This window comes from Pseudomonas oleovorans subsp. oleovorans, from assembly GCF_002197815.1.
Taxonomy (GTDB): domain Bacteria; phylum Pseudomonadota; class Gammaproteobacteria; order Pseudomonadales; family Pseudomonadaceae; genus Aquipseudomonas; species Aquipseudomonas oleovorans.
In genome coordinates, this window is sequence record NZ_NIUB01000065.1 from 1 (window position 1) to 11,931 (window position 11,931).

Annotated in this window: 8 protein-coding genes and 1 rRNA gene; 6 read left to right on the plus strand and 3 right to left on the minus strand. The window is 61.5% G+C overall.

What is annotated here, in order from left to right:
- From rrf to PSOLE_RS22780, 4 genes are all read left to right on the plus strand, one after another.
- A 5S ribosomal RNA gene (rrf, locus tag PSOLE_RS22765) occupies positions 1 to 115 on the plus strand.
- A 198-nt stretch (positions 116 to 313) separates the two neighbouring features.
- Entirely contained in the window at positions 314 to 973 is a 660-nt protein-coding gene (locus PSOLE_RS22770; protein WP_004424279.1) for a paraquat-inducible protein A, read from the plus strand.
- A complete protein-coding gene (locus tag PSOLE_RS22775) occupies positions 960 to 1,577 on the plus strand; it encodes a paraquat-inducible protein A (protein ID WP_004424276.1) in 618 nt (205 codons plus the stop codon). The genes PSOLE_RS22770 and PSOLE_RS22775 overlap by 14 nt, the downstream gene beginning before the upstream one ends.
- Positions 1,570 to 3,870 (plus strand): PqiB family protein, encoded by a 2,301-nt coding sequence (locus PSOLE_RS22780; RefSeq protein WP_074861253.1) that lies wholly within the window; start codon positions 1,570 to 1,572, stop codon positions 3,868 to 3,870. The genes PSOLE_RS22775 and PSOLE_RS22780 overlap by 8 nt, the downstream gene beginning before the upstream one ends.
- Before the next feature lie 191 nt (positions 3,871 to 4,061).
- On the opposite strand, the gene mksF is transcribed toward PSOLE_RS22780, so the two are convergent.
- From mksF to mksB, 3 genes are all read right to left on the minus strand, one after another.
- Positions 4,062 to 6,893, minus strand: coding sequence for an Mks condensin complex protein MksF (mksF, locus tag PSOLE_RS22785; RefSeq protein ID WP_004424270.1), 2,832 nt, complete (start codon positions 6,891 to 6,893; stop codon positions 4,062 to 4,064).
- Positions 6,890 to 7,582: an Mks condensin complex protein MksE gene (gene mksE / locus PSOLE_RS22790; protein WP_074861251.1), complete on the minus strand. Its 693-nt coding sequence runs from the start codon at positions 7,580 to 7,582 to the stop codon at positions 6,890 to 6,892. Before mksE ends, mksF begins: the two co-directional genes overlap by 4 nt.
- Before the next feature lie 158 nt (positions 7,583 to 7,740).
- On the minus strand, positions 7,741 to 8,982 hold the full coding sequence (gene mksB, locus PSOLE_RS22795; RefSeq protein ID WP_074861250.1) for an Mks condensin complex protein MksB: 1,242 nt from the start codon (positions 8,980 to 8,982) through the stop codon (positions 7,741 to 7,743).
- 309 nt (positions 8,983 to 9,291) lie between these two features.
- Between mksB and PSOLE_RS22800 the strand changes: the two genes are divergently transcribed.
- Together PSOLE_RS22800 and PSOLE_RS22805 are read left to right on the plus strand one after the other, a co-directional pair.
- On the plus strand, positions 9,292 to 10,389 hold the full coding sequence (locus PSOLE_RS22800) for a carboxynorspermidine decarboxylase (protein ID WP_004424263.1): 1,098 nt from the start codon (positions 9,292 to 9,294) through the stop codon (positions 10,387 to 10,389).
- A 126-nt stretch (positions 10,390 to 10,515) separates the two neighbouring features.
- Positions 10,516 to 11,754, plus strand: coding sequence for a saccharopine dehydrogenase family protein (locus tag PSOLE_RS22805; protein ID WP_004424260.1), 1,239 nt, complete (start codon positions 10,516 to 10,518; stop codon positions 11,752 to 11,754).
- The last annotated feature ends 177 nt before the right edge of the window (positions 11,755 to 11,931 follow it).

Genomic DNA, 11,931 nt, shown 5'->3' on the forward strand with positions numbered 1-11,931 from the left:
TTGACGACCATAGAGCGTTGGAACCACCTGATCCCATCCCGAACTCAGTAGTGAAACGACGCATCGCCGATGGTAGTGTGGTGCTTCACCATGTGAGAGTAGGTCATCGTCAAGCTCCTATACGAAAGCCCAGATCGCCTAGCGGTCTGGGGTTTCTTCTTTGCGCGGCGGAAAGTTGGCCAGAGGTCGTTCCTGCAGGCGCGTATGGTGCGCTGTGCGCACCGACCAATACGGGGGGTTATCGTGGTGCGCACGGTATGTCGGTGTCTGGTGGCGCTCGGGTAGAATGCGGCGAATTCCGCTGGGGACTTTCATGTCTGACTCGCCCTCCGAATCTTCCTTATCTTCCTTGCCGATTGAGCAGTTGGTCGCCTGTCATGAGTGCGATCTATTGATGCGCAAGCCGATGCTGCAGGATGGTGAAAGTGCCGAGTGCCCTCGTTGTGGTTATGAGTTGTTCAGCCACCGTCATCATGTAGTACGGCGTAGCCTGGCGCTGGTATTAACGGCTCTACTGCTCTATATCCCGGCAAACTTCCTGCCGATCATGCAGCTCAATCTGTTGGGCCAAACCTCGCAGGACACTGTCTGGAGTGGTGTGCTAGGTCTGTATGAGAGCGGCATGCAAGGCATTGCAGTGGTGGTGTTCCTTTGCAGCATGGCCGTGCCGCTGCTCAAGCTGCTGTGTCAGTTGCTGGTTCTGTTGAGCATCCGCCTCGACTTCGGGCGTAGCTACGGTCTGTTGCTTTACCGGATCTATCACCACATGCGCGAGTGGGGGATGCTCGAGGTCTATCTGATGGGCATTCTGGTTGCCATGGTGAAGTTGATGGACCTAGCTGACCTGAGCCTGGGCTTGGGGTTGTTCTGCTTCATCGCATTGCTTCTGGTGCAGGTGTGGCTTGAAGTGACCATGTCTCCGCATCAGATTTGGGAAGCGCTGTCCGGGGAGGACATCCATGCGGGCGATTGATGCCGGACTACTGGTCTGCCACGAGTGTCACCAGATCAATCCGGTCGAGGAGGGTGCCAGGCATCAGTACTGCAGTCGCTGTGGTGGTCAGGTACATGCACGTCGCCCCAATAGCCTGGTGCGCACCTGGGCTTTGCTGTTGACCTCGGCGATTCTCTATATCCCGGCCAACCTGCTGCCGATCATGACCGTCAACAGTTTGGGCAAAGGCGCGCCGGCGACCATCATGGGCGGTGTGGTGGAACTCGTTCATCTTGGGATGCTGCCGATTGCGGCGGTAGTGTTTATCGCCAGTATCCTGGTGCCCACATTCAAGCTGGTTGGCATCGCTCTATTGCTCTATTCGGTGCAGCGGCATCAGCCAATGTCCGCTCGCCAGCGTATTCTCATGTATCGCTTCATCGAGTGGATCGGCCGCTGGTCGATGCTCGACATCTTCGTCATCGCAATTTTGGTGGCGCTGGTGAATTTTGGCAGCCTGGCCAGTATCGAAGCTGGCGCCGGCGCCGCGGCCTTTGCCAGTGTGGTAATCCTAACCATGCTGGCAGCCCTGACGTTCGACCCTCGCCTTATCTGGGATAACACGGAAACCGATCATGACTGACCTTCCTCTGGCCAAGACGCGTCCTGCTTCGAACTGGTCGGCCATTTGGGTGTTGCCGCTTATCGCGCTGCTGATTGGTGGTTGGCTGGCCTGGCGCGCCTATAGCGAGGCAGGCATTCAGGTCGAATTGGTATTTGCCAGCGGGGAGGGTATTCAGGCTGGCAAGACCGAGCTGATGTTCAAGGGTATGGCGGTAGGCAAGGTGACCGCTATCAGTCTCGACTCGAGTGGTGAGAAACGTGGCGTGGTCACCCAGTTGGAAGTGAACAAGGAGCTGGAGCAATACCTGCGTAGCGGCACGCGCTTCTGGTTGGTCAAGCCCAAAGTCAGCCTGGCCGGTATCAGTGGTCTGGAGACGCTGGTATCGGGTAACTACATTACCTTCAGTCCGGGCGAGGGTGAGGTGACGCGCAGCTTTACCGCCCTGCCTCAGGAACCGCCCATGGGCGATGACGTGCCTGGCTTGCATATCACCCTGAAAGCCGAACGCTTGGGCTCGCTCAATCGTGACAGTCCCGTGTTCTACCGGCAGATTCAGGTTGGCCGGGTGAAGAGCTACACCTTGGGAGAGGACCAGAGCACGGTTGAAGTGAAGGTGTTCATCGAGCCTGCATACGCGCATCTGGTACGCAAACATACGCGCTTCTGGAATGCCAGCGGTATCAGTGTCGATGCCGATCTGTCGGGTTTCAAGCTGCGCAGCGAATCGCTGGCCAGCATCGTTGCCGGCGGTATCGCCTTCGCCACGCCTGAGCATCGCAAGGACAGCCCGGCGACCGACCCTGCGCTGCCATTTCGTCTGTATGAGGATTACGACGAGGCTCAGGCAGGCATCAAGGTTATCGTCAAACTCAGTGAGTTCGATGGTTTGCAGGAAGGCCGCACGCCGGTGATGTACAAGGGCATCCAGATTGGCTCGCTGAAAACCATGCAGATAGACCGTGACCTTAACAGTGCGACGGCTGAACTGACGATCAATCCATTGGCTGAAGATTATCTGGTCGAAGGCTCGGATTTCTGGGTGGTCAAACCCTCCATTTCCCTGGCCGGTATCACAGGGCTCGAAGCCTTGGTCAAGGGTAACTACATTGCCGTGCGTCCCGGTGATAAAGGCAATCCGCCGGCACGCAGCTTCGTGGCTCGCAGCAAGGCGCCACCTCTTGACCTGGGCGCGCCGGGCCTGCATCTGGTGTTGTTCAGCGATCAGCTAGGCTCCATCGAAGTGGGTAGTCCGGTGCTCTACCGGCAGATCAAGGTCGGCTCGGTGCAGAGTTACCAGCTGGGACGCGATAACAGTCAGGTGGTACTCGGTGTGCATATCGAGCCGGATTACGTGCACCTGGTGAACACCTCCACGCGTTTCTGGAATGCCAGTGGCATCACCCTCAAGGGGGGGCTGTCCGGTGTCGAGGTCAAGAGTGAGTCGCTGCAGACGCTGTTGGCAGGCGGCATCGCTTTCGACACGCTTGATCTGCAAGCCGCTAGATCGGATCGCCAGGTGCAGCGCTTCGCTTTACATGCTGACCGTGACAGTGCCTTGCAACTGGGTCAGCAGATCACCATTCGGCTGGCCGATGGCGATGGTCTGCAGCCGGGCACGCTGGTGCGCTACAAGGGGTTGGAGGTTGGCAAGGTCGAGAACCTCAGCCTGACCGATGACCTGCAAGCGGTGATCCTCAACGTGCGTATCACTCAGGCAGCCGAGCAGATCGCCCGTGAGGGGACGCGCTTCTGGGTGGTGAAGCCGGAACTGAGCCTGATCCGTGCCGCGAATCTTGGCACCCTGGTCAGTGGCCAGTATCTGGAAGTGCAGCCCTCGGCGCATAAAGGGGCGCGCCGTACCGAATTCACCGCGTTGGCCAGTGCGCCGAATCAGGCTGTGCGTGAGGAAGGCTTGCGCCTGGTGCTGAGCGCGCCGCGCCGTGGTTCGATCAAGCCGGGTGTACTGGTCAGCTATCGCGAGGTGCCGGTGGGCAAGGTGGTGGATTTCGAACTGGGGCCGACTTCGGATCGCGTGCTGATTCATGTACTGATCGAACCACGTTATGCGCCGCTGGTGCGTTCGGGCAGCCGCTTCTGGAATGCCAGTGGCATCGGTGTGGATGCCGGGCTGTTCAAGGGCGTGAAAGTGCGGACCGAGTCGCTAGAGGCGCTGCTCGAAGGCGGTATCGCCTTCGCCACACCGAACAATCCGGAGATGGGTGGGCCGGCGCAGCCGGGGCAGACGTTTGCACTGTTCGACGAGCCGCAGGATGCCTGGATGCAGTGGGCGCCGAAGATCGTGCTGGATTAGGGGCTCGCTTGATCGATTCACCGGCTGTCACGGTGGATGTGAAAAGCGACATCCACCCTACGGACTGCAAACCATGGAAATGAAAGGGGCCGCATTGAGCGGCCCTTTTCATTTTTGTGGCTGTAAAAGCTCGCGGCTGAAGCCGCTCCTACACAAGATTGACCGTAGGAGCGGCTTCAGCCGCGATGGTGTCAGGCCGGTTCAGCGGTCTCCTGCTGCTTCGGCACCTCGACCTTGGCACTTTCGCGCGGCTTGATGAACTTCCAGTCCGCCTCGTCGATATAGATACCGTTGGGGCCGCTGCCGCCTTCCAGGTCGATGGCCACGTGGGCCGAGACCTGCGGCTTGACCGAGGCCAGGATGGGCACGAAGCCAAGCTGCAGGCTGGTTTCGATCAGCGCCTGCTGGTTGCGTTCGTCGATGTCCGCCGCCTCGTCCAAGTAGTAGGGCAGACGCACGCGTCCGGCCTGCTCGCGATCCATCAGGTGCAGCAACAGGTACATGTTGGTCAGCGCCTTGATGGTCATGGTGGTGCCGTTGGAAGCAGCGCCATCGATGTCGGTGTGAATCACCGGCTGGCCATGCACCTTGGTGATTTCGAAGGCCAGTTCGAACAGATCCTTCAGGCCCAACTGGTTGCCATTGGCCGCCACCAGGCGCGACAGGTAGTCCTTGGCTTCCTCGTTCTTGGCATCCTGATCGGCCGATTGCGACAGGTCGAACACCGACAGGGTTTCGCCTTCCTCGTACTGGCCGGCGCTGTGGATGATCTGGTCGATATGGCGCAGGGCTTCCTTGTTCGGTGCCAGGACGATGCGGAAGCTTTGCAGGTTGGAGACCTGGCGCTTGTTGATCTCGCGGTTGAACAGCGCCAGCTGGTGTTCCAGGTTGTCGTAGTCGCTGCGGATATTGCGCAGGGTACGGGCGATATCGGTGACTGCCGCACGGCGCGCCTTGGCCAGGGTCAGGGCTTCGTCCTGGCGGTGGGCGTAAGCGTTGACCAGCAGTTGCAGGCGGCGCTCGACGTCGTCCTCGCTGTCGAACTTGGCAACGCCCTTGAGGCGTACCTGGGCGTAGAGCGCTTCGATCTGACCGTCGATGCGCTGCAGCGCCTGCCAGGTGTCCTGGTAGTCGCCCAGCAGCGGTAGCAGGTTGTCCAGCGAGTCGTCCACCGGCTCCATAAATGGCGTGCCGAACGGCAAGTCGGCCGGCAGCAACTGGCGACGACGCAGGGCATCTTCCAGGGTGCGTTCCTTGGCCTCCAGATCCGCCAGTTGGCGGCCGACCAGTTGCAGCTTGGCGGACAGCTGCTGCACGCGCTCGGCGAAGGCATCGCTGGCACGCTTGAGTTCGTCTTGCGCACCTTCCAGCTCGGCCAGGCGCTCCAGCTTCTGTGGCTCCTCGGCAGCCAGGGTCTGGCTCTTGCGGAAGTCCTCCAGCGCCTTCTGCGCATCCAGCACGGCCTGGTACAGCGTCTCGGCCTGGGCCTTGCTGGCGGCGCGGTCGGCAGCGACCGACTGTTGGGTCTTGAGCTGCTTGAGCTCGCGCTCCAGGCGATCCTTCTGATCGCGCAGGGCGGCGCGGTCAGCCAGCGCCTGCAGTGCCGGTGGTTCGATATGGCTGAGGTCGATGGACAGGCCCGGCACGGCGAAGGTGTCGCCCTTGAAGCGATCCAGCACCGCTTCGACGACCTTGACCCAGTCATCACCGTCGGCCTGGATGCCCTTCTCGCCCAGCGGCAGGCTGAACAGCTGGCCATTGAACAGGCGCATCAGGCGGTCGACGTCCTGCTGGCTGAACTCCTCGCGCAGGCGCGAGTAGCTGTTGTTGTCGGCGTGGTCGAGTTGCTGCTTGACTGACTTGAGGCGTTTTTCCAGGTCACGCAGACGCTCGTCCAGGTCTTCGCTGGAGAACTGCCGCGACTGCGCCAGGGCACCGGCCAGTTCGTCGTGGGCGTCCTTGGCGGCGAGCAGTTGCTCTTCCAGCACCTTGGCATCGTCCACCAGGGCGAAGCGGTTCTTCAGCACTGAAAGCTCGCCGAGCCAGCGCTGGATCTCGCTGATCTCGCGTTCCAGACGCATCAGCTCACTGGTACCGCCACGCTGTTCGTTCTGCAGGCCGTCCTGCTCGTTGCGGTAATGCTCGGCCTGGATCACCAGCTCTTCCTTGCGCGCATCGGCATAGTCGTGCCACGTGCCCAGCAGGTTGTCGAGCAGCGGCGAGAGGCGATGCAGCTTGCCGCGCAGCACTTCGCGCTGGGCCACGCCCGAGGCCAGCGCTTCGATCAGCGGGCCGGCGGTGACCAGCGCCTGGTAGTCCTGCTCCATACGGCGTACGTCGCGGAAGGCTTCCTCGGTGGCGGCGATATAGTCGACGCTGCCGGAGCGCAGGCTGTGCTCGAAGGCATCGAGGAACAGCTGCTTGAGCTTGGCGGCGGTGATCTCGCGCATGTGCAGCAGGTTGATGAACAGGGCGCGGAAGGTCTTCAGGCTCTGCTCGCTGGTCGAGCGCAGCGGGATCAGGGTCAGATCCAGCGGAATGCTGGTGTGACCGCCGACCAGCAGGCGACGCAGTTCGTCGGGCTTCAGTTCGTAGGCGGTGATGCCGGCCTGACCGAGGTTCTTGAACAGCTCACGCTGACGCAGGCAGGTGCCGTTCTGCTGATAGTGCTCCAGATCCAGCTCGCCAGCGTAGGCGAAGAACTGGTGGCCGAAGCCGCCTCCCGGGCCGCGACCGGCCACGCCGATCACATGCGGGCCATGAGGCAGGGCGACTTCGACGAGGATGTAGCTAGTGTCTGATGCGAAGTAGAACTTGCGCGAGGCTTCCAGGCTGTACTTGCCGAAGCTCATGTCCGACATGCGCGCCAGGATGGGGAACTGTAGGGCGTTGATCGAGGCGGATTTACCCAGGTTGTTGGCGCCGTACACCGACAGCGGGTTTTCCAGCGGGAACAGGCCGAGGCTGTAGCCGGCGGTATTCAGCAGGGCGAAGCGGCGGATGCCGTAGCGTTCCTGGCTCATGCGTCCATCTCCTGTGCGGCGCGTTCTTCGGCCATGGCGCGGGCCAGGGCGTCTTCCTCGGATTCTTCGACGCCCACGGCTTCAGTCGGATCGGCGTCGCCATCATCGTCCAGCAGCACCGGAGCCGGCAGCGGCAGGTCACTGCTGTGCAGGCTGGCGGCCAGGTCGCGGTCGTGCTGCACCGACAGGCAGACGTCGAGGAAACGATGCATCGGCGGCAGGAAACGGTACACACCGTTGCTGTCCTCGGCGAAGCCGAGCTGGATGAGGCGCCGGATGATCTTGTCTTCCAGCTCCTCGAAGGTGGTGACTTCGGCCTGCAGGAACAGGTCGCGGTACTTTTCCAGCAGCGCCGGCAGCTCGTCGCGGCCGATGCTGCCGCCGTCGAGTACGGAGAGCGGGTCGCGGCCCTGGTCGGCCAGGTGCTCCACGAGGATGAAGGTGAACAGCGCCAGGCGTTGGGCGGTCTTGTTCACCTGCGGCGCGACCTGCTCGGGCACGAAGTAATAGAAGCCGCGCGGGTCGCAGACCAACTCGAAACCGAGGGCGCGGAACAGCGCGCGATATTGATCCTGCATGCTCGACAGTTGGGCGTAGCACTCCGGCTCGCTGCGCGAGATGTGGTAGCCCTTGAACAGGTCGCGGAAGGCGGACGCGAGCTGGGTCATTTCTTTCAGATCGATGTTCATACGCAAGTCATCTGACGAATGTGGGAGCGAGCTCTGCTCGCGAAGCGTCCCGTAGTCGTTCGCGAGCAGAGCTCGCTCCTACAGGCTCGATCAAGGCAATCAACAAGGTGGAGCAAAGAAGGCGTTGGCTGCGCGCCCTGGTCCACCCTAGGTAAAAATCAGGCACTGGGGCGGCCCACCAACGCATAGGAGCTGATGCTGATTTCGTGCTCGCGGGTCAGGTAGGTCTGGCGCTCCAGACGGTCGCGCTGGAAGCGGCCTTCACGCGACAGGCGCGAGAACCAGTAGAGCAACTCGTCGGTGGCGCCTTCCGGTTCCTGCTCCAGCAGCCAGGTCATCAGATCCGGCAGTGGCAGGGCCTGTTCGCAGCGTTCGATCATCTCCCGCGCGGTTTTCGGCGCCTTGGGCGCGCCAGCCTTGCGGCTGTTGCTGGCCTTGGGGAAATGCGCCGGCTTGGCTTCGAAGCGCGCCAGGGCGTAGACGTAGGCCTCGACTTGGCTGGCCGAACCGAGGAAGTTGCTCTGTGGCCGGGTGAACAGCGGCATGGCTGCCTGTGGCACGGCGTCGATGCCTTTCTTGCGGATCACCGACAGTGCCAGCGCAGCGCCACGGGTCACGGCGTTGTGCCGACGGGCTTCCTCGCGCAGCGGCAGGAGCAGTTCGCGGGCCTTGCGCAGGGTGAGCTGGGCGGTGGTCTGCATTTCCAGGATGCGCGCGTGGGTACGCAGCAGCAGGTCGTCGTCGACCAACTGGCCGAGACGCTGCTGGTCGCCGAGCAGGCGCAGCAGCACCTGTTCGACGCGGCGCACGCCCTGCTCGAAAGCGCCGTCGGCGGCGACCAGTTGAATCATCGGCTCGACGTATTCGTCCCAGGTGGCCAGCACCTCGGCGTAACGTTGGCGCAGGGGAATCTGCCGGTCGCTGGTCTTGGCCCGGTCGGCCACGCTGACCAGCGCCTGTTCGTCGTTGGCCAACTTCTTCAGTACATCGCGCACGCGCATATCGAGCAGGCGTAGCTGACGCGCCAGGTCGTGGGCGTCGCGCACCTCGAAGGCGTCCTGGATATAGCCGGCCAGGCGCTCCAGGTGGCGCAGGTAGGCTTCGATTTCCAGGCACAGGCCGAGGCGGTGTTCGCGGCGCAGGTAGGCGAGAAAATCATGGATTTGCGCGTTGAGCTCGAAACGATTGGGGCTCTTGGCCACCGGCACAAGGATGTCCAGACGAATCCAGGTGTCGAGCAGGGCAGTGGTGTCGCTGGGCGTGGTGTCGGGCAACTGGGTGGCGAGCTGGTTGCGCAGCTCCACCAGGCTCAGGGTGCCGGCGTCGAAACGCTCGCAGAGCGGTTCGAGCAACGTCCAGTGTTCGGCGAGGGCGCGCAAAACGCGCTTGGGATCGATCATCGAGGCGCCGGGTCCAGGCAAGTGAAAAGGGGAGGATTGTACTGCAAGCGCGATGCCTGTTTTGAGTCCCAATCGATCAGAGGCATGGAGCAGCGATGCCGGGGACAAGCTTATCGCGACGTGACGTCATCGGGCTGTAATCAGGCTTTCATAGCCTGTCAGCCCAGGCAGGCCGAATAATGGTCATGGCCTGTTGTACAAAAAATCTCCAATGCCCTTTCGATATGCGCCGGTTATCGGCACAATTCGCGTCCACTTTTTTCCGGGGGGCTGAAACCCTCCATTGGCCGACCTTGCTGGGGCGACGAGATGATCCAGACGCCGTACTACCTCATCGACAAACAGAAGCTTCTGGTCAACCTGGAGAAGATCGCCTACGTGCGCGAGAACTCTGGTGCCAAGGCGCTGCTGGCGCTGAAATGCTTCGCCACCTGGTCGGTGTTCGACCTGATGCAGCAATACATGGACGGCACCACGTCGTCTTCGCTGTATGAGCTGAAACTGGGCCGGCAGAAGTTCGCCGGCGAAACCCACGCCTACAGCGTGGCCTGGGCCGACGACGAGATCGAAGAGATGGTCGCCAACTGCGACAAGATCATCTTCAACTCCATCGGCCAGCTCGAACGCTTCGCCGAGCGTACCGAGGGCACCATCCGCGGCCTGCGCGTCAACCCGCAGGTGAGCAGCTCCGATTACCTGCTGGCCGACCCGGCGCGGCCGTTCAGCCGCCTCGGTGAGTGGGATCCAGTCAAGATCGAGCAGGTCATGGGGCAGATTTCCGGCTTCATGTTCCACAACAACTGCGAGAACGGCAGCTTCGAGCTGTTCGACAAGATGCTCACCACCATCGAGGAGCGCTTCGGTCACCTGATCGCCCAGGTCGAGTGGGTCAGCCTCGGTGGCGGCATCCACTTCACCGGCGAGGGCTATCCGATCGATGCCTTCTGCGCGCGGCTAAAAGCCTTCTCCGAGAAGTACGGCGTGCAGGTGTATCTGGAGCCGGGCGAGGCGGCGATCACCCTCAGCGCCTCGCTGGAAGTGACCGTGCTCGACACCCTGTACAACGGCAAGCACCTGGCGGTGGTCGACAGCTCCATCGAGGCGCACATGCTGGATCTCTTGATCTACCGCCTCAACGCCAAGATGGCGCCGAATGACGGCGAACACACCTACATGGTCTGCGGCAAGAGCTGCCTGGCCGGGGATATCTTCGGCGAGTACCAGTTCGACAAGCCGCTGCAGATCGGTGATCGCCTGTCGTTCATCGATGCGGCCGGTTACACCATGGTCAAGAAAAACTGGTTCAACGGCCTGAAGATGCCGTCCATCGTGGTGAAACAACTCGACGGCAGCGTCGAGGTAGTGCGCCAGTTCGAGTTCGACGACTACCTGTCTAGCCTGTCCTGACATTGTTGTGGTGGGCTGAAGCCCACCCTACACCGAGTCTTGAGTCAAGTAGGGTGGGCTTCAGCCCACCACCCAAAATACGCATCAAAACGCTTTCAACAACGCAGTTCCCAGGAGGTGAAACAATTGAAGAAGAATGTTCTGATCATTGGAGCAGGAGGTGTTGCCAAGGTGGTGGCCCATAAGTGCGCGCAACACAATGACGAGTTAGGTCGCATTGCAATTGCGTCGCGCAACATCTCCAAATGCCAGGCCATCATCGACAGCGTGCAGGCAAAGGGCGGTCTCAAGCAGCCCGGCGAGATCAAGGCCTATGCGCTGAACGCCCTGGACGTGGATGCGACCAAGGCACTGATCCGCGAAACCGAATCGCAGATCGTCATTAACGTCGGTTCGGCGTTCCTCAACATGTCCGTGCTGCGTGCCTGCATCGATACCGGCGTCGCCTATCTGGACACCGCCATCCACGAAGATCCGAGCAAGATCTGTGAAACCCCGCCGTGGTACGGCAACTACGAGTGGAAGCACCTGGCCGAATGCCAGGACAAGGGCGTGACCGCCATCCTCGGCGTCGGCTTCGACCCGGGCGTAGTCAACTCCTATGCCGCTCTGGCGCAACAACAGTACTTCGACAAGATCGAGTCGATCGACATCCTCGACGTCAACGCCGGTTCGCACGGCAAGTACTTCGCCACCAATTTCGACCCGGAAATCAATTTCCGCGAATTCACCGGCACGGTCTACAGCTGGCAGAACAGCCAGTGGGTGAGCAACCGCATGTTCGAAGTCAAACGCACCGACGATCTGCCGGTGGTGGGCGAACAGAACCTGTACCTGACCGGCCATGACGAGGTGCACTCGCTGTCCAAGCACCTCGATGTACCGAACGTCCGCTTCTGGATGAGCTTCGGCGACCACTACATCAACGTGTTCACCGTGCTGAAGAACCTCGGCCTGCTCTCCGAGCAGCCGGTCAAGACCGCCGAAGGCCTTGAGGTGGTACCGCTCAAGGTGGTCAAGGCCGTGCTGCCCGACCCTGCCTCGCTGGCGCCGGGCTACACCGGCAAGACCTGCATTGGCGATCTGGTCAAGGGCACCAAGGATGGCCAGCCGCGCGAGCTGTTCATCTACAACGTGGCCGACCACGAAGAAGCCTTCGCCGAGACCGACAGCCAGGGCATTTCCTACACCGCTGGCGTGCCGCCGGTTGCCGCAGCGCTGCTGGTGGCGCGTGGCGAGTGGGATGCCAAGCGCATGGTCAACGTCGAGGAACTGCCGGCCGAGCCGTTCCTCAAGCTTCTTGATGTGATGGGCCTGCCCACCCGCATCAAGGACGAGCATGGCGACCGTCCCTGGGATCAGTAAGCCCAGGTGAACCCCAGAAGCCCCGCTGCGCAAGCAGCGGGGTTTTTGTTTTGTGCGCCCAGCATGGGCGCACTCCTGCGGGTGCAAGTCCCGCCGTAAGTTGATCACAGCGAACGAAGTGAAGCGCAACTGCGTGAGGGTGACCGAGCGTGGGGAGGAAGCGTGGAGCGTAATCTG

Bases quoted from the DNA above. Each gene is read 5' to 3' on its own strand.
- PSOLE_RS22770 (WP_004424279.1), top strand. From the start codon at position 314: ATGTCTGACTCGCCCTCCGAATCTTCCTTATCTTCCTTGCCGATTGAG.
- PSOLE_RS22775 (WP_004424276.1), top strand. From the start codon at position 960: ATGCGGGCGATTGATGCCGGACTACTGGTCTGCCACGAGTGTCACCAG.
- PSOLE_RS22780 (WP_074861253.1), top strand. From the start codon at position 1,570: ATGACTGACCTTCCTCTGGCCAAGACGCGTCCTGCTTCGAACTGGTCG.
- mksF (WP_004424270.1), bottom strand. From the start codon at position 6,893: ATGAGCCAGGAACGCTACGGCATCCGCCGCTTCGCCCTGCTGAATACC.
- mksE (WP_074861251.1), bottom strand. From the start codon at position 7,582: ATGAACATCGATCTGAAAGAAATGACCCAGCTCGCGTCCGCCTTCCGC.
- mksB (WP_074861250.1), bottom strand. From the start codon at position 8,982: ATGATCGATCCCAAGCGCGTTTTGCGCGCCCTCGCCGAACACTGGACG.
- PSOLE_RS22800 (WP_004424263.1), top strand. From the start codon at position 9,292: ATGATCCAGACGCCGTACTACCTCATCGACAAACAGAAGCTTCTGGTC.